The sequence below is a fragment of the Riemerella anatipestifer genome (assembly GCF_009663465.1).
Lineage (GTDB): Bacteria > Bacteroidota > Bacteroidia > Flavobacteriales > Weeksellaceae > Riemerella > Riemerella anatipestifer_C.
In genome coordinates this window covers 50,381-68,795 of the sequence record NZ_QXHU01000005.1, presented here as the reverse complement: position 1 = coordinate 68,795, position 18,415 = coordinate 50,381, and the positions used below count along the sequence as shown (strand labels likewise).

The following is an 18,415-nucleotide window of genomic DNA, read 5'->3' as shown; positions in this document are numbered from 1 at the left end:
ATAAATGTAAATATATTGTGTTGGATATTAAGAATATAAAAGAAGTTATCTTGGGTAATAAAAAAATTATTGAAAACTATTTTTTTATGACCTTTTTGCAACTTCTCAATTCGTTCTTTTATTTGTTAATTTACCCTTATTTGATACGAGTTTTTGGAGCGGATTTGTATGGTGTATTTGTTTTTGGGACATCAATTGCGGCTTATTTTACTTTTTGGGTAAATTTCGGATTTGATTTACCAGCTACAAAGATGATTGCACAGAATGTAGATAATCAAAATGTTTTAAACGATACAGTTTCATCAATATTTACGGCAAAAGTTTATTTATTTTTGATTAGTTCAATAGTATTTTCTTTGGTGCTTTATTTTGTGCCGTTATTTCAAGAAAATTGGAAAATTTTTGGTTTGTGCTATTTAGCGATTTTTTCACATATATTATTCCCTCAATGGTTTTTTCAAGGGATACAGAAAATGCGTGTCGTAACAGGGATTCAATTGGTATGTAAAATTTTATCACTCCCATTTATTTATCTATTTGTAAATGATAATAATGATTTGATACTATACACATTGATTGTATCTTGTACATCCTTGTTTGGTGGAGTGATTGCCTTTTTTATGCTTAGGTATAGATATAATATATTGGTAAGCTTGAAAAAAACTTATCATCTGAGGGCTTGGTTTATAGAAGCATTACCTTTTTTTTACAGCTCTATTATTGGAGCACTTAAGGAATACAGTACACCAATTCTCATAGGATTGTTTTTTGGAATGAAGGAAGTAGCAGTTTACGATTTAGCGAACAAAATAGTGATAGTCCCTCGTACCCTATTTATGAGTGTAAATGCCGCAATATTTCCGAAGTTAATCAATAATATTAGGAATAGTATAGTTAAAAAGATAATATTTTGGGAAACAATAGTTTCGTTAGGTGTTATTTTGTCCATTGTGGTTTTTGGAAAATATGTAGTAGAAATTATGGGAGGTAAAGGAATGGAAGCAGCATATTATTTAGCAATATTACTAAGTATTACAATAATGTCTTGGTTAGTTGTAGGAGCTTATATCAATTTTGTGTTTATACCAAATAATAAAAATTATTATATTACAATAAATCAACTGATAGCATTAGTTACTTTTATTTTTTTTACGATAGTAGGATTGTTAATTTACAATAATATTTTGATTTTGGGAGGAGCTATTGCGTTATCTGGAATATTTGAAATATTATACTGTAAGTATAAAACTTATAAACATGAAATGTTGTAGAGATGAGTCTGTTTTCAATTATAGTTCCCGTTTATAATGCTTCAAAAACTTTACGGCAATGTATTGAAAGTATTTTGAAGCAGTCTTTTAAAGATTTTGAGCTTATATTGGTGAACGATGGTTCTACCGATGACAGTGGCAAGATAGCAGAAGATTATATTGCTAAAGATGGAAGAGTAAAAATTATTCATAAGGAAAATGGAGGTGTTTCTTCTACAAGAAATAGAGGAATAAAAGAGGCCAAAGGACAGTATCTTTTGTTTGTAGATAGTGATGATAGGATAGGAGATGATTTTCTTTTAGGATATTATGAAATATTGAAAGAATTCCCAAGTGCTTTGATATATCAAGGGTTTGTATCAGAATATTTAGATAGAAATGTTGTAGAAGCTTTGCCGCAAGCCGTTTACGAACAAAGTGCAATTGTAGATGCTCTTGCTATTTTGGAAGAGAAAAGGTGTTTGGGAGGAGCTTGTAATAAAATATTTGTGAGAGATATTATAGAGAAAAATTGTATTCTTTTCAATGAAGAATTTAGCTATGGAGAAGATAAAATTTTTACGCTACAATACATTCAGTATATAAATCAAATTGTTTTTTTAGATAAGACAGCATATTTTTATAATAGAAAGACAGAAAATTCTCTTTCAAAAAAGCATCATAGTGTGGCAGAATTGCAAAAATTTCTTAAAAAAGAAAGGTATTATTTTAATGTAATATTAGAAAAATACCCCAATAGCTATTTTAGAAAAATAGTAGATAGCAGATATTCTTCATTTGCAAAATACATTCTTTTATCGATGTATAGAAAAAATGAAAGTGTATCTCGTAGAGAAAGAGGAAGTTGGCGAAAAGACATTATAAATTTTGATAAACAAAATAAGCGGTTAGAACAATTTGAGATAGAAGTACCAGCATTGGTAAATAAGATTTACAAAAATGATGTAATAATGAAACTTCTGATGTTTTTTAGAGAAAATTTTATGTTGTTGTATAGATTAATATTAATAAGAAGGTAATGGATAAAATATATTCTTTTGTATTGTTAATGGTGTCATTGGTTGTGTGTTTATTGGCACCGTCTTTTTATAAATATGAATATACGGTACTTTGTGTTATACTGTTTTTTATCAATATTTTTTCATATTTGCTCCTTAAAAAGAAAAAAAACTATTTTGATTTTGATTGTTTATTTTTCATTACTTATTTTTTCGTAAACTTATATTATGGTATGTATATGTATGAAACAGATCCATACCGGTATGTTTTTTATCAATTATCATTTGATAAAAATACAATTCCGCTTTCTTCAGGTTTGGCTCTTTTAGGGATTTCAGCATATATTTTTGGGGCAATGCTTGTATCCGAGAAGAAAAAAGATAAAATAAAAAATAGTTTATCGTATAGTGGAAAAAAAATAAGTAATACATGGATGTATATCACTTCTATAATGTTATTCGTAGTTTATGTGGTAACAGGAGGTTATAAAAAATTAGTAAGTGAATATATAGGAAGAGGGAGTGGAGAAATTATTGAAGGAGAGGGAATTTTTGTTTATTTCAATGTTTTTTTTCCAGCCTTTCTATTATCAGCTATTATTGTCGAATTTTACAATTTAAAAGTAGAAAATCCTCAAAAAATAAGATTTTCTAAAATCAATAAAGTAGGTGTGGTTATTACAGTCATAGTTTTTCTGATGTTTCTTCTTATAGGGAGTAGGACATTGCCATTGCAAATTGTACTTATTATTTTAGGATTCTATGCATTACTATATCGCCCTTTAGGACTTATAAAATTTATCTCATCGGTAGTTATAGGTTTTGTAGTGATGGCATTTGTAAGAATTATTCGTTCTAAAGAAGGAGAAGATTTTCATATAGAAGATTCTGCAATGGATTTAATTGTTAATAACCGAAACACTTTTTTAGCCGTAGAGATAGTGCAGCGTGAAGATATTACTTATGGCATATCAATGCTATCCCCTTTATTCGCTCCAATACCATTTGCACAATCTTTTATTATTAATATTACTGGAATCAATGCAGATGATATGAGATCTGCATTAATATTTACCAAAGAAACTTTTGGATATGTTGGAGATTGGGGATTAGGAACAAGTATTGTCGCAGATGTATATTTAGCTTTTGGTATTTTAGGGACTTTTATTTTATTCATAGGTTTAGGGTATTTTGTAAATAGAGCAAGAGTTAATGCACAAAAATCATTGTTTTCGTTGGTTTTATATGGTGTGTTAATATCTTACGCCGTGTATTTAGTAAGAGCGGAGTATTTGTATTTTGTTCGTTATTTTGTTTGGTGTAGTTTGATTGTCCTATTTGGTTGGAAATTACAGAAAGCAAAAAAATATTAAAATATGAAAATATTAGTTTTTATTGCAGACATATCAAGAGCAGGAGGTACAGAACGAGCCACCATTAATCTTGCTAATATACTGACAAAAAATCACAAGGTGAAGATCGTGAGTCTATCGCATTCAGCACAACCGTTTTTTTTATTAGACGATAAAGTAGAGGTGGTTTGTTTAGGAGCTGGTGAGTTTCCTCAATCGATGAAAAAAAAAATAGGTTGGTATTTTCAACTTTTCAGTTTGTTGAAAAAATGTATAAAAGATGAAAACCCCGATATACTCATAGGTGAAGGGCATAATATTAGTGCATTTTTACCCTTAGTAAAGACTAAGGGAATGAAAACCATTGCTTGTGAACATATTGATTTTGATTCTATCCCTATAATTTCTAAAGTGATGATTAGATTACTTTATCCAAAATTGGATAAAATAGTGACGCTTTCTTCAATAGCACAAGCCAAAATACAACATTTGAATGCGAACACAGAAATTATTCCTAATTCATTATCATTTTCTGTGTCAAATCCATCTAATCTCAAGGCTAAAAGAATTATAATGGTTGGTAGAATCAGTTCTGAAAAAGGATACGAACGAATAGTACCAATTGCAAAAAGATTAATGGTTGATTTTCCAGAGTGGAATATAGATATTTTTGGGAATGGAGATTTAAAAGAAGAAATTCAACGATTATACGACGAAAACCAATTAAAAAATGTTAGAATAAATCTGCCAGTAAAAGAAATTAAGCAAGAGTATCTAAATTCTTCTCTTCACTTGATAACTTCCTATAACGAGGCAATGCCAATGGTCATTTTGGAGGCACAAAATTGTGGTTTGCCTGTCATTGGCTACTATTGCGAAGGTACAGCAAGCCTCATACAAAATAAAAAAACAGGATTTATAGTAAATAGTGAAGATGAATTTTATGAAAAAATAAAACTGATTATTGAGAATGAAGCTATAAGAAAAGAAATGGGAAATAATGCGAGAACGGAAGCCCAAAAGTATGGCATGGAAAATATAGAAAAACAATGGATAGAGTTGTTAGAAACCATATAAATATTTTTGTTTTTATATTTTGTTTTTGTGCAATGAATTATGCACAAAGTATAGAAATAAACGATTTTATAGAGGTTACTCATAAGCGTAATGGAACTCCTTATACGGATGAGGATGTTTTAGAAAGTATAGTAATAAAAAAGGATGGGAAGTTTTACAAAAGAAAAAATATACATTTATTATCTCCGATAGATTTTGGAGCGAAGGGAGATGGCATTTCAGATGATTCACAAGCTTTTATTTCAATACTAAAATATTTTTCACAAAATGGTCTGTCTATTGTGAATTTAAGTGGAGATTATGTTTTCAATCTTAATGCTAAAACTATCAATATTCCTAAAAGACTTGCTTTAAAATTCAATGGAGTAATATTAAAAAATGGGACATTAGATGGAGATAATACTTCGATATTGGCAGAACCAGTTAAAATATTTGATAATGTAGATTTAGTAGGGCATTTTGTTGATAATGGTAATAATTTTGTTGAGTGGTTTGGTACTTTTCCCAATGAAATAAATTCTGTGGATTTAAAATATTCAATGGAAAAGCTAAATAAAGTTTTTTTTGAAATTAAATTAAATAGTGGAATTTATTATACCAAAATTGGAAATATACCCCTTAAAGGATTAAGGGGAGTAGGACAAGATAGAACTTTCGTAGAACTTGTTACTGCCAATACTGGAGAGCATTTATTTCATATAGGTGAAATAGGTGGAGTAGTGGCACAGCGTACTTATGATTCCAATGTATTAGAATCGTTGTCTTTGGTATTAACTCCTAAAAAACGAGTGAACTCTACTGCATTATTGGTAATAGGAGCAAGCCATAAAGCAGTGGTTAGAGATGTGAAATTTATAATGAACTCCCCGGATTCTTCCATAAATTCTGATGAAGAATTGTATAGAATGGTTTCCGATGAATCTCTGATGGAAAAAGCGAATGTAGGTATTGTTTTTGACGGTTGTAGTGAGCTAATCAACATTGATAATATATTTACCCTTTCAGATATAGGCATTAAGTTTAATAAAAATGCAGATTTCGTAAACATCAATAATTATACTTCTTGGAATGGTAAGTATGGATTGGCAACAGTCTATTTTAAAGATACCACTTCTTCTAATATTTTATTTGGGGGAAATCAAAGTTGGAGTCAAGGTCTGTTTGGGGTATATGCGACCAATGAAACGGGATATAATAGTTTTGTCAATGTGAAATTTGAGAATTTGAGGATAGAACAGCTTAATGATAATATAAAGTCCAATGGGAAAGCAATAGCAACTTCTTTTAGATTTGGAAATTACACACATATACCCAATTTGATATTTGATAATATTATGTTAGGAGGAACAGGAAATGGTTTCCGATTTGGAAAAGTAAAAGATGGAAAAATAACGATAAGAAACACACAAGTTTTTTATGATAAAACTGTTCCCAGAGATTATGCTTTTTCCATTGAATTTTCACCAGATGCGGAAATGAATGTAGAATTTTTTTCTACACAGCTTCCACAGGATTTACCGATGAAAATAAAAGGGGCAAAAATTGTTTCTGAAGAAAAAGGAACAAAAAATTATTGGGGAACAGCCAAAATTGAAAGGTATTAAATTATAGTTATGAGAGTGAAATTTAATATGTCGATGACGAATGGTCGCGCAAATGGGGTAGAAATTTATTCTATAAAATTAAGGGATGAAATTTTGAGAATAGAGAAAGATTTAAAAAAAGACTTTTGGTATATAAAACGAACCAAGTTATTAGCTTTGTACAGAATTTTTTGGAATTTTTTTATACTTCCTTTTAAAGCCAAAAAAAACCTTGTTTACTCTTTCTCTACTCACGGTTCGCCGTTTGTTAAAAATCAAATTGTTACTATTCACGATTTGATCTGTTTTGCTTATCCAAAACAGCATTTATTTCAGTATTATTATTTTAAATATTTGGTGCCAATGATACTATCTTCTTGTAAAAAAGTAGTCGTTATTTCAGAATTTACGAAGCGAGATGTATTGGCGCATTATAAAATAGAGGAGGATAAAATAGAGGTTATTTACAATGGATGCAATTTTTTAGAGTATAATGAATGCGAAAAAGATGAGATAGAGTTTCGAAAAATAACTCAAGGTAAAACATTTTTTCTTACAGTAGGGGCAAGTTATCATCATAAGAATATAGAAAGATTATTAAAGGCGATTAAAGAAAATGAGGAAACTGATGCTCTTTTTGTTATAGTGGCTAAGAAAAATAAATATGGCTCTATGTTAGTAGATTTATCAGACAGATTAAATTTAAAAAATGTTGTATTTATTCATTCTATATCCCAAAATCTGTTAGCAAAACTTTATCAAAAATGTCTATGTAATATTTATATTAGTCTTTACGAAGGATTTGGTTTTCCACCTTTAGAAGCGGCAAGTCTTGGAACGGTGTCTCTTGTTTCTGATATTCCTGTAATGCGAGAGGTGTTGGGAGATAGTGCTATTTTTGTAAATCCTCAATCCGAAAAAGATATTGCAGAAAAAATAAAAGAGATTTATGAAAATTTTGTATCGCTGGAAGAAATTAAAAAAAGTTTTCCTTCGTTGTTGTCTAAGTTTTCTTGGAATAAAAGTGCATCTCAAATAATAGATTTAATAAAAACGGAAATTCTAAAATAATTGTAATGATTGTAACAGCTAGTATTGTATTATATAAGAACGAGAGAAAAAAGTTACAGGAAGCTATCAATAGCTTTTTGAATTCAAAAATGGATTTCAAAAGTATTCTATATTTAGTGGATAATTCACCTACTGATGATTTAAAAGATATAGTGGAACATTCTAATGTTGTCTATATTTTTAATCCATCTAATCCTGGTTTTGGTGCAGCTCATAATATTGCAATAAAAAAGGCAATGAATGAAAACTCTAAATATCATTTGGTGTTGAATCCTGATGTTTATTTTAATGAGGATGTAATACGAGAGATAATAAATTATATGGAAACTGATGTGTCTATAGCTAATGTAATGCCCAAAGTGTATTATCCAGATGGAAATATTCAGTATTTGTGTAAGTTATTACCGACACCGTACGATTGGATTGGGAGAAGATTTAATCCTTTCAAGAAAATGGTTGAAAAAAGAAACCAATTATTTGAATTAAGATTTACCAATTATGATAAAACGATGGATGTTCCATATTTGTCAGGCTGTTTTATGTTTTTAAGATTGGAGGCAGTCAAAAAAACAGGGTTATTTGACGAGAAAATTTTTATGTATGGAGAAGAAACAGATTTATGTAGAAGACTAATAGCAAATGGTTTCAGAACCGTATTTTATCCGAACGTTTCTATTTATCATCATTTTGAAAAAGGTTCACATAAATCTTGGCGGTTGACAAAAATAGGAATACAATCGGCAATATACTATTTTAATAAGTGGGGGTGGTTTTTTGATAAAGAACGAAAGAAAATTAATAACCAAACACTACAAAAATTGAGAAAATGAATATTTCAATCTTAGGTTCGTCTAGTTTCATTGGTCAAAATCTTCTCAGAAACTTCTCAAATTCAAAAGGTATTTCTTTGAGAGATAAGGATTGGAAACAATGTATGTCCGATGCAGGTATAGTAATAAATTTAGTTGGTAAGGCTCACGATCATAAAAGAGAGGCTACTGAAAAAGATTTTTATTTCGCTAATTTAGAATTGGTTAAAGAGATATTCAATGTTTTTTTGAACTCTGATGCGGAAATGATGATTCATGTTAGTAGCATTGCTGCAATAGAGGAGTTTGAATCAAATAAACCTTTGATAGAAGCCGATTGTTGCAATCCTTATTCTTGGTATGGAAAATCAAAAAGAGCAGGAGAAGAGTGGCTTTTGGAACAGCAAATACCACCAAATAAAAAGCTAATTATTCTTCGCCCACCGATGGTTCATGGGCAGGGCGATAAAGGGAATTTAGGACTTTTGTATAAACTAATAAGCAAAGGGATTCCTTATCCGTTAGCTTCTTTTAATAATCGTCGTTCTTTTATTTCGATTGATAATTTTACTTTTTTTATCAAAGAAATTATAGAAAATGGTAAAAACTTGGAAAGTGGAATTTATCATATCGCAGATGATGAGGCGGTTTCAACTAAGGAAATTATATCTATAATTGAAAAAGTAACAAATAGGAAGAACTTGAAAGTGAGTCTGCCAAAATTTTTAGTTCAAGTAATAGCAAAGGTGGGAGATGTTTTTCCTATTCCTTTAAATACAAAAAGGCTAAGAAAAATGACGGGGAATTTGGTGGTCTCTAACCAAAAAATAAAATCGGCTTTAGGGATAGAAAAGTTACCTTATACGGCTGAGGAAGGCTTAATAAAGACCCTAAAGAGTTTTCACAATAAAAAATAAATTTCATGATAAGATTGATAGATTTTTTAGCATCGTTTTTTGGGCTGTTGTTTTTGTGGCCTATTGGTTTGGTTTTGTATGTGATAGGTTTATTTGACACAGGTTCCCCTATATTTGTGCAAGAGCGGGTGGGTAAAAATAAAAAGCCCTTTAATTTATACAAATTTCGTACGATGCATAAGGATACTAAGTCAGTGGCTTCGCATTTGGCCAGTCAGGCCTCAATTACGAAATTCGGTGCGTTTTTGAGGAAGACCAAACTGGACGAACTTCCACAGTTGTTTAATGTGCTTAAGGGGGATATGAGTTTGGTAGGAGCGAGACCTAATTTATTTAATCAAACTGAACTGATTGAAGAACGAGAAAAATTAGGTGTGTATAATTTTTTGCCTGGGATTACGGGGTTGGCTCAAATTAACGAAGTGGATATGTCCACTCCCAAAAAATTGGCAGAGCTAGATGCTCAGCTGTATCAAACTTTAACATTGAGTAAGTACTTTTATTATATATTTGCTACGGTTGGGGGAAAAGGTCAAGGGGATAGAGTGAAATAAAATGAAAACAAAACTTTCTTTATCTTCACCACATATGTCGGGTTCAGAAATGCTTTATTTGAAAAGAGCATTTCAGGAGAACTATATTTCTACTTTAGGGCAAAATATAGAGTTGTTTGAGGATAAATTGAGGGTATGGCTTGGAGGAAGTATTTTTCCTATTGTATTAAATACAGGCACTGCCGCCTTACATTTGGCTTTGATTATTTTAGGGGTTAAGGCGGGCGATGAGGTCATTTGTCAGAGCATGACTTTTTCGGCATCGGCGAATCCGATTGCTTATCAAGGGGCAACACCTGTGTTTGTGGATAGCGAAAAAGAAACTTGGAATATGTGTCCTGTGGCTTTGGAAGAAGCCATCAAAGATAGACTGTCTAAAGGTAAAAAGCCAAAAGCCATTATTGTGGTCCACCTTTACGGAATGCCTGCAAAAATGAACGAACTGACAGCAGTTGCTTCTAAATATGAAATTCCAATCATTGAAGATGCAGCAGAGGCATTGGGAAGTAGCTATAAAGGACAGAAATGCGGCACTTTTGGAGAGATGAGTATTTTGAGTTTCAATGGTAACAAAATCATCACCACTTCGGGGGGCGGAGCGTTGATTTGCAAGACCTCGGAGCAGAAGGATAAAGCCGTGTTTTTATCTACCCAGGCAAGAGATAACGCACCACATTACCAGCATTCAGAAATTGGGTACAATTATAGAATGAGCAACATTTGTGCAGGAATAGGGTGTGGACAAATGGAAGTTTTAGATGAAAGGATTTCTCAACGAAGAGCCAATCATCAGTTTTATATCGATTTGTTCAAAAATATGGAAGGTGTAGAGGTGTTCACAGAGCCATCGGAAGATTATTTTTCCAACCATTGGCTATCAGCGGTGGTGATTGATGCTCAAAAGTCCGGTTTTTCCAGAGAGGATTTACGCTTGAAATTTTTGGAAGATAATATCGAATCTCGTCCATTATGGAAGCCAATGCATTTGCAACCTGTTTTTGCTGATGCTCCGTATTACGGCGGTCGGGTGGCAGAGCAGTTGTTTGAAAACGGATTGTGTTTGCCTTCGGGGTCTAATTTAACCGATGCGGATAGACAGAGAATATCAGAAGTGGTTTATAAACTGAAAGGTTAGGGTGTATCCCTCTCCAACGCTATTGCCAATCGCTGGGGTCGGGCTATCGTTCATACGCCTCGGTCATTGCCGCTCCGCTTCGCTCCGCGGCGTCTTCCCTTCGGGGGATCCACTCTATCCCTTACGCGGGTGCGGTGGGTAAATAAAAATGAGTATATGAAAGGGGAACCATACACCTATCTGAAAATAAAATATACACTCGCTATAATTTTAGCGGGGGTTGTTATTGTGGTTATCTCTCCGTTGCTTTTGATGTTGTTCATTTTGGTATCCGTAGATACATTTTCCTATGGGATTTTTGTGCAGGATAGAGTGGGGCAGTATGGCAAGCTATTTAGGATATATAAGTTTAAAACCATTCGTCCGGTTTCCCGTAAAATATCAAAGGTCGGAGCTTTTTTAAGAAAAACTAAGTTGGATGAGCTTCCCCAATTGTTTAATATTTTGAAAGGTGAGATGAGTTTCATCGGTCCTCGTCCAGATGTGTCGGGCTATTATGACAGTCTCAAGGGAGAAGATAGAAAATTATTGATTTTAAAGCCTGGTCTTTTATCGGAAGCCAGCTTAGAATACCGAAACGAAGAGTATCTTTTAAATCAAAAAGAGAACCCATTGAAATATAACGACGAGATTATTTTTCCACACAAAATCAAACTAAATTTAGAGTATTTAGAAAGAGTATCTTTTAAGGAAGATATAAGAATATTACTAAAAACTTGTGGTATTTTTTTTAATAAGTAAAAAACTTTATTTTTGTACAGTATATACAAGATTATGAATATAAAAGAAACACCATTAAAAGACTGCTATATTATAGAGCCTACCATTTTTGAAGATGAGAGAGGCTACTTTTACGAGAAGTTTAACGAGAAAAAATTTGAGGAACTTACGGGCATGAACGGTCGTTTCGTTCAAGATAATATATCTAAATCGTCTTACGGGGTTCTTAGAGGGTTGCACTTGCAGAAAGGAGAGCATGCTCAAGCGAAACTTGTATCTTGCTTAGAAGGAAAAGTTTGGGATGTGGCGGTGGATTTAAGGGAAGATTCGCCTTCGTTTGGGAAATGGTATGGAGTGGAATTAACGGCAGAAAATAAGTTACAGTTTTATGTACCGAGAGGCTTTGCCCACGGTTTTGCTGTGTTGAGTGAAACGGCAGTTTTTGCCTATAAATGTGATAATTTTTACAATAAGGAGTCTGAAGGTGGAATCCTTTGGAATGATGTGGATTTAGCGATAGATTGGAAGTTGGAGGAGGCAGACATTATTCTTTCCGAAAAAGATAAAGTACAGGCTTTGTTTTCCGAGAAAAATTATTAAAAAAAATACAAAAGAAATGAAATCAATTATAATAACGGGAGGTGCAGGTTTTATTGGCTCTCATGTGGTAAGAGAGTTTGTAAAAAACTTGCCTAATACCAAAATAATCAATTTAGATGCCCTAACTTATGCGGGCAATTTAGAGAATTTAAAAGATATTGAAAACGAACCCAACTACACTTTTGAAAAGGCAGATATTACCAAAGTAGAAGAGTTAAGAAAGGTATTTGAAAAACATCAGCCTGATGCGGTGGTGCATTTGGCGGCGGAGAGCCACGTGGATAGAAGTATTACCGACCCTAATGCCTTTATCAATACCAATGTGATGGGTACGGCTAATCTGTTAAATCTTTGTCGTGAGTTTTGGACGCTTAATCCAGAGCATACACACGGGAATTTCCCAAACGAACCAAGACAAAATTTATTTTATCATGTTTCTACTGATGAGGTTTATGGGGCTTTGGGCGAAACAGGGTTCTTCACCGAAGAAACGCCTTACGATCCAAAATCACCTTATTCGGCGAGTAAAGCGGCTTCCGACCATTTGGTAAGAGCGTATGGTAACACTTACGGAATGCCTTTTATTGTGTCTAATTGTTCCAACAATTACGGTCCAAATCATTTTCCTGAAAAATTAATTCCGCTTTGTATATCTAATATTATCAACGAGAAACCGTTACCTATTTATGGCGATGGTAAATATACGAGAGATTGGCTGTTTGTCATAGATCATGCAAAGGCGATTTTCCAAATTTTCCACGAAGCTAAAACAGGCGAAACTTACAATATTGGCGGTTGGAACGAGTGGCAAAATATTGATTTAATTAAAGAACTTATCAAACAGATGGATGCCAAGTTAGGTCGTCCAGAAGGATATTCCGAAAAGTTAATCACTTTCGTGAAAGACCGTCCTGGGCACGACAAACGCTATGCGATAGATGCTACGAAACTCAATAAAAATTTAGGCTGGAAACCAAGCGTTACTTTTGAAGAAGGTTTGGCTAAGACTATTGATTGGTTTTTAAATAATCAAGATTGGTTGGAAAATGTAACCAGTGGGGCTTATCAAGAATATTACGAAAAACAGTATTCATAGCTAATGATAAGTATAGTAAGTCCGGTTTATAGAGCAGAAAAGATATTGCCTACTTTGGTGGCTGAAATTCATAGGGTGATGCAGAAAATTGCAGAGCCTTATGAGATTATTTTGGTAGATGACCGAAGTCCTGATAACTCTTGGGAGGTAATGAAAGCACTTTCTGCGGAAAGTGAGAATCTAAAAGTGTATAGATTAAGCAGAAATTTTGGACAACACGCAACCATTTTTGCCGGACTGAGCAGGGTTTCAGGAGATTGGGTTGTCGTGATGGATTGTGATATGCAAGACCAGCCTAAGGAGATTGAGAAGTTGTACAAAAAAGCAAAAGAAGGTTATAAGATCGTTACTGCAAGAAGGAGACAAAGGAAAGACAAATTACTAAAAATATTGAGTTCTAATATTTTTTATAGGTTGTTCAACTATTTATCAGGGATGAAGATAAACAGAGAGGTGGCTAATTTTGGTATATATCACAGAGAGGTTATAGAGGCTGTTAAATCTATTGGAGATTATATTAAGTTTTTTCCTTTGTTTATTAATTTTGTAGGGTATACTACGGCGAGTATTGAGGTGGAACATTCAAAAAGGGGAGAAGGAAAGTCCAGTTACAATTTTAGAAAATTAGTTTCATTAGCTTTTAATGTAATATTTTCTTTCTCAGATAAGCCGTTAAGGCTATTTGTTACTTTTGGAGGATTGGTGTCATTGCTTTCACTTCTTATGGGGCTATGGTATCTATACAAGTTTGCAATGGGATATATTGTAGAACCGGGCTTTACCTCTTTAATACTTTCCATATGGTTTTTGTCGGGAGTTCTAATCTCTTGTATAGGGGTCTTGGGAATATACTTAGGGAAAGCTTATAATCAAATGAAAAACAGACCAGTGTACATTATAGAAGAACATTATGAAAGCTAAGCTATTAGAGTGGGATACTGATTTTTTTGGGGTTAATGTTGGAGCGATTGACGATGATAATGATAAGAATGATTTGTTAGAATTAAGTTTTTTTGATGTGCTTGTAATTAAACAAAAACGAGATATTTCCCTGGATATAGAAGGCTTCCAAAAAACGTTTCAGGAGACGAAAGTTATTTTTGAGAAAAAATTAGAGGAAGGGAAAGAGGTACAGGCTACACAAATTAAAATTTTTGATACTGATGAAACCAATGTCGGTTGGGAATCGTTTAGGAAATTAGCTTATGAGAGCGGTAAGATGAGTCGTTTTAGATTGGATAGTCGTTTTGGCGTGCATAAATTTCAAGAACTTTATGATCAATGGATAATCAATAGTTTGAATAAAAAATTTGCAATCAAGACTTTCTATGTCGTTGATGGTAAAGATGTTCCTATTGCTTTTGTAACTTTACAGAGAGGTAGAGGAACTATTGGAAAAATAGGACTTATTGCAACATGCCCAGACTATCAAGGAAAGGGAATAGGAAAAAAAATGTTGCAGAAGGTGGAGCGATATTGTCAAGAAAATAATATCAGTACTTTAGAAATTCCTACACAAGAAGAAAATAGTCAGGCGTGTGCGTTTTATGCTAAAATGGACTATGTGGTAAAAGAAAGACAAGTTATAAAACATTATTGGAAAAAATGATACCATTTAACAAGCCCTATTTGACGGGTAAGGAAACACAATACATAGAGGAGGCTGTAAAATCAGGTAAAATATCAGGTAATGGTCTTTTTACTCAAAGATGCCAATCGTTTTTTGAAGACAAATATGGATTTAAGAAGTTTTTGTTAACCACTTCTTGCACCGATGCTTTGGAGATGTGTGCAATATTAGCAGACATAAAAGTGGGTGATGAAGTCATTGTCCCGAGCTATACCTTTGTTTCCTCAGCGTTAGCCTTCGTAAGACAAGGAGCAAGGATAGTTTTTGCGGATTCTGAAGCAGAACACCCTAATCTTGATGCACAAAAATTAGAAACTCTTATCACACCAAAAACAAAAGCGATTGTTCCTGTGCATTATGCAGGAATGGCTTGTGATATGGATGCCATAATGGAAGTAGCTGAAAAGTATAACCTTATTGTGATAGAAGATGCTGCACAAGGTATTGATAGCTATTATACTAACAAAGCGGGAGAGAAAAAAGCTCTGGGAACGATAGGGCATTTGTCTGCATTCTCTTTCCACGAGACCAAGAATATCATCTCTGGTGAGGGGGGCGGATTAGGAATTAATGATGAAAGATTTGTAGAAAGAGCCGAAATCATTTGGGAAAAAGGAACGAATAGAAGTCAATTTTTCCGAGGAGAGGTCAATAAATATGGATGGGTAGATACAGGCTCATCTTTCTTGCCAAGTGAAATTATATCTGCTTTTCTTTGGGCTCAGTTGGAGAATTTAGAAGATATTCAAAATAAAAGAAAATCTATTTGGAAACAGTATTACGAAGGGTTGAGAAATCAAAATAAAATATTATTACCAAAAGTACCTTCTTATGCCACGAATAATGCACATATGTTTTATGTGATTTGTGAGAGTATAGAGCATCGAACAAGATTGATCAATGTACTGAAATCAAATAATGTTTTAGCTGTGTTTCATTATTTATCTTTACATAAAAGCGATTTTTATAGAGATAAACATGATGGTAGAGTTCTTGAAAATTCGGATTATTTTGAGAACTGTTTATTAAGATTACCATTGTATTATGAGTTGAGTAATGAGGAAGTGAACTATGTATTAAATTTGATGAATGAGCAATAAAGTGATGAAAGGCAATAAGTACCAACGGACAATATTGTTTTTATTGGCAATATTTTGGATTCTATTACAGACGTTTTTTGCTCTACATCAGCCTGTTTTGTCCGATGATATAGGACATTTATTATTGCAAGAAAAATTTATAGAAGGGGAGATAAGTTTTGGTGAGTTATTTAATTCGTATTTTGAAGATCCTAATAGGCATTCAAGACCGACGTCTGTTTTATTGATGAGTTTGATGCATTTGTTTTCAATAACGAAATCGGCGTACTTGTTTTGGGGAATTTTATCGGTCGTAAACATATATCTATTTTACAAAATATTGAAGTTATATTTTGAAGATAATAATACATTTATTACTTTAGCAGTTGTCTGTGTGCTATTGTTTCCTTTGAGCAGTGCCAATATGTTTTCTGTGGTGATGCAACACATACAATACATTGTATTTGCTGTATTGCTTTCAATTTTATTGATTAATAAAAAATCTAATTGGGGGCATTTGGTGGCGGGTGTATTGATGGTTCTTTCGTTTTTATTGTACGAGATTAACCTATTCCTTACTCCGTTGATAGGTTTACTCACAATACACCGCTTTGGGCTTAATAGAAACGCAGTTGTCAAGATTTCTTTGTCATTATTTTTCCCGTTGATATTATTTGCAGTTTTTAGGCTTTGGTTATTAAAAATAATCCATCCGAATTACTTTGATTATGGAGTAGCAAAGGTTGAATTTAGTTTAGAAAGGAGTTTTGCTTTGATAGGAGCCTTTGTGAAGTTATTTACCTTAGATTATTTATATATTTTATGCAAATCAGTGATTGAAATGGTAAACTATCATTGGTATGATTTTATTCTACTACTATTGGGCGTTTTTATTAGTGCATTGATAGTGAGAAATTTTAGAAAACACGAAAAATTAGTTTCCCTAAAAAAAATATTTATATTTTTCTTTTTTTTCTTATTGACGTTAGTATTGTTTTTTATTTCTGTCTATCCTCCTATTGCATTTGGTTTTGAAAATAGAATTCTAATTTGGGTGAGGTATTCTTCAGGGTTGTTAGTGGCTTTATGTTTGTATCAATTTTTGACATTTACTAAAAACAAAAGCTATTTTGTGTTATCACAGATAATTGTTTTTATAGTGCTTTTGCTTAATATAGTGGCTGTAATATCAGAAAAAAACAGTTATATAGCCGCTTCGGATTATAATAGAAGATTAGTTGTTAGACTGAATGACCTTTTCCCTGATGCGGATCAGAATACAAAAATCCTTGTTATAACGGAAGAAGGAAGAAGTAAAGAGTTTATTACAGACGAATCCTTGTTAGAAGCAGATTATGAAGTTCGTGATGCGTTACAACTATACTCAAAGTCAAAGTTAGAAGGTGGTAATATTCTGTTTTTTAATCCCTCAGACTACGCATTGTATTCTTTCTTAGGAAAGAGGTTGAATAATAGATTTAAAACAGAGTGTCATATAAGTGATATGGGTATTACAATAGGTAAGAGAACATTATCTTTTCCATTGTATATTTACGACCTAAATACAAACAAAATTCAGTTAATATCTAATTCAAAAGAAATAGCATTGCCATGAAAGGAATTATACTTGCAGGAGGTTCTGGTACAAGACTTTACCCATTAACTATTGCGGTGAGCAAACAGCTAATGCCCGTTTATGATAAACCGATGATTTACTATCCGCTTTCTACTTTGTTGTTAGCGGGGATTAGAGAAATCCTTATCATTACGACACCACACGACCAAGACGGCTTTAAAAAACTTTTGGGTGATGGCTCACAAATTGGTTGTAGAATAGAGTACAAAGTACAGCCCAGCCCAGACGGATTGGCACAAGCATTTATTTTAGGGGAAGAATTCATCGGTGATGATTCGGTGGCGCTGGTATTGGGCGATAATATTTTCTATGGTACAGGGTTACCGCAGTTGCTAAATAGTAAGACTGAAATCAAGGGAGGTTGTGTGTTTGCTTATCAAGTTTCTGATCCAGAAAGATATGGAGTAGTAGAGTTTGATTCTGACAACAAAGCGATTTCCATTGAGGAGAAACCTAAAAATCCAAAATCGAATTATGCGGTGCCAGGATTGTATTTCTACGATAATCAAGTGGTAGAATTTGCCAAAAATTTAAAGCCTTCACCAAGAGGCGAGTTAGAAATTACGGATATCAATAAAATTTACTTAGAAAGGGGCGAGTTAGAAGTTGGAGTAATGAGCCGAGGAACCGCATGGTTAGATACGGGAACATTTGACTCTTTACATGAGGCTTCGGAGTTTGTAAAAGTTTTAGAAAAGAGACAAGGGTTCAAAATTTCTTGTATTGAAGAAATTGCCTATAAAAAAGGCTTCATCAATAAAGAGCAACTTCTAAAATCAGCGGATAAATACGGCAAAAGTGGTTATGGAGAATATTTAAGAAGAATTTTGTAACAATTTCTTAGACAAATAAATATCAATAGGGTACATCTTTATGAGGTGTACCTT

18 protein-coding genes are annotated in these 18,415 nt (G+C 33.0%); all 18 read left to right on the top strand.

Features of this window, described 5'->3' with window-relative positions:
• The first annotated feature begins 17 nt into the window (after positions 1-17).
• Positions 18-1,271, top strand: a complete 1,254-nt coding sequence (locus D1003_RS07960) for an oligosaccharide flippase family protein (protein WP_311709975.1) — start codon at positions 18-20, stop codon at positions 1,269-1,271.
• 2 nt (positions 1,272-1,273) lie between these two features.
• Positions 1,274-2,290, top strand: a complete 1,017-nt coding sequence (locus tag D1003_RS07955) for a glycosyltransferase family 2 protein (protein ID WP_153936387.1) — start codon at positions 1,274-1,276, stop codon at positions 2,288-2,290.
• Complete coding sequence (gene wzy / locus D1003_RS07950; protein ID WP_153936386.1) at positions 2,290-3,642, top strand: O-antigen polysaccharide polymerase Wzy; 1,353 nt, start codon at positions 2,290-2,292, stop codon at positions 3,640-3,642. Before D1003_RS07955 ends, wzy begins: the two co-directional genes overlap by 1 nt.
• Before the next feature lie 3 nt (positions 3,643-3,645).
• The gene (locus D1003_RS07945; protein ID WP_153936385.1) at positions 3,646-4,698 is read left to right on the top strand and encodes a glycosyltransferase family 4 protein; all 1,053 of its coding nucleotides are present in this window, start codon (positions 3,646-3,648) and stop codon (positions 4,696-4,698) included.
• Positions 4,671-6,302 (top strand): hypothetical protein, encoded by a 1,632-nt coding sequence (locus D1003_RS07940; RefSeq protein ID WP_221410924.1) that lies wholly within the window; start codon positions 4,671-4,673, stop codon positions 6,300-6,302. Before D1003_RS07945 ends, D1003_RS07940 begins: the two co-directional genes overlap by 28 nt.
• A 9-nt stretch (positions 6,303-6,311) precedes the next feature.
• Positions 6,312-7,352, top strand: a complete 1,041-nt coding sequence (locus tag D1003_RS07935; RefSeq protein ID WP_153936383.1) for a glycosyltransferase family 1 protein — start codon at positions 6,312-6,314, stop codon at positions 7,350-7,352.
• A gap of 5 nt (positions 7,353-7,357) precedes the next feature.
• Complete coding sequence (locus D1003_RS07930) at positions 7,358-8,182, top strand: glycosyltransferase family 2 protein (RefSeq protein WP_153936382.1); 825 nt, start codon at positions 7,358-7,360, stop codon at positions 8,180-8,182.
• The gene (locus D1003_RS07925; RefSeq protein ID WP_153936381.1) at positions 8,179-9,078 is read left to right on the top strand and encodes an NAD-dependent epimerase/dehydratase family protein; all 900 of its coding nucleotides are present in this window, start codon (positions 8,179-8,181) and stop codon (positions 9,076-9,078) included. The genes D1003_RS07930 and D1003_RS07925 overlap by 4 nt, the downstream gene beginning before the upstream one ends.
• 5 nt (positions 9,079-9,083) lie before the next feature.
• Complete coding sequence (locus D1003_RS07920; RefSeq protein ID WP_153936380.1) at positions 9,084-9,632, top strand: sugar transferase; 549 nt, start codon at positions 9,084-9,086, stop codon at positions 9,630-9,632.
• 1 nt (position 9,633) lies between these two features.
• Positions 9,634-10,767, top strand: a complete 1,134-nt coding sequence (locus tag D1003_RS07915) for a DegT/DnrJ/EryC1/StrS aminotransferase family protein (protein WP_153936379.1) — start codon at positions 9,634-9,636, stop codon at positions 10,765-10,767.
• Positions 10,768-10,923: 156 nt separating this feature from the next.
• Positions 10,924-11,508, top strand: a complete 585-nt coding sequence (locus D1003_RS07910) for a sugar transferase (protein WP_153936378.1) — start codon at positions 10,924-10,926, stop codon at positions 11,506-11,508.
• Positions 11,509-11,541: 33 nt separating this feature from the next.
• Entirely contained in the window at positions 11,542-12,087 is a 546-nt protein-coding gene (gene rfbC / locus D1003_RS07905; RefSeq protein ID WP_153936377.1) for a dTDP-4-dehydrorhamnose 3,5-epimerase, read from the top strand.
• Positions 12,088-12,103: 16 nt separating this feature from the next.
• Complete coding sequence (gene rfbB / locus D1003_RS07900) at positions 12,104-13,183, top strand: dTDP-glucose 4,6-dehydratase (protein WP_153936376.1); 1,080 nt, start codon at positions 12,104-12,106, stop codon at positions 13,181-13,183.
• A 3-nt stretch (positions 13,184-13,186) separates the two neighbouring features.
• On the top strand, positions 13,187-14,104 hold the full coding sequence (locus D1003_RS07895; protein ID WP_153936375.1) for a glycosyltransferase family 2 protein: 918 nt from the start codon (positions 13,187-13,189) through the stop codon (positions 14,102-14,104).
• Positions 14,094-14,792 carry a GNAT family N-acetyltransferase gene (locus D1003_RS07890; RefSeq protein ID WP_153936374.1) on the top strand — a complete coding sequence of 233 codons (699 nt, stop codon included), beginning with the start codon at positions 14,094-14,096 and terminating at the stop codon, positions 14,790-14,792. The genes D1003_RS07895 and D1003_RS07890 overlap by 11 nt, the downstream gene beginning before the upstream one ends.
• Positions 14,789-15,913 carry a dTDP-4-amino-4,6-dideoxygalactose transaminase gene (gene rffA, locus D1003_RS07885; protein ID WP_153936373.1) on the top strand — a complete coding sequence of 375 codons (1,125 nt, stop codon included), beginning with the start codon at positions 14,789-14,791 and terminating at the stop codon, positions 15,911-15,913. The genes D1003_RS07890 and rffA overlap by 4 nt, the downstream gene beginning before the upstream one ends.
• Positions 15,903-17,507 (top strand): hypothetical protein, encoded by a 1,605-nt coding sequence (locus tag D1003_RS07880; protein WP_153936372.1) that lies wholly within the window; start codon positions 15,903-15,905, stop codon positions 17,505-17,507. The genes rffA and D1003_RS07880 overlap by 11 nt, the downstream gene beginning before the upstream one ends.
• Positions 17,504-18,361, top strand: coding sequence for a glucose-1-phosphate thymidylyltransferase RfbA (gene rfbA, locus D1003_RS07875; RefSeq protein ID WP_153936371.1), 858 nt, complete (start codon positions 17,504-17,506; stop codon positions 18,359-18,361). The genes D1003_RS07880 and rfbA overlap by 4 nt, the downstream gene beginning before the upstream one ends.
• The last annotated feature ends 54 nt before the right edge of the window (positions 18,362-18,415 follow it).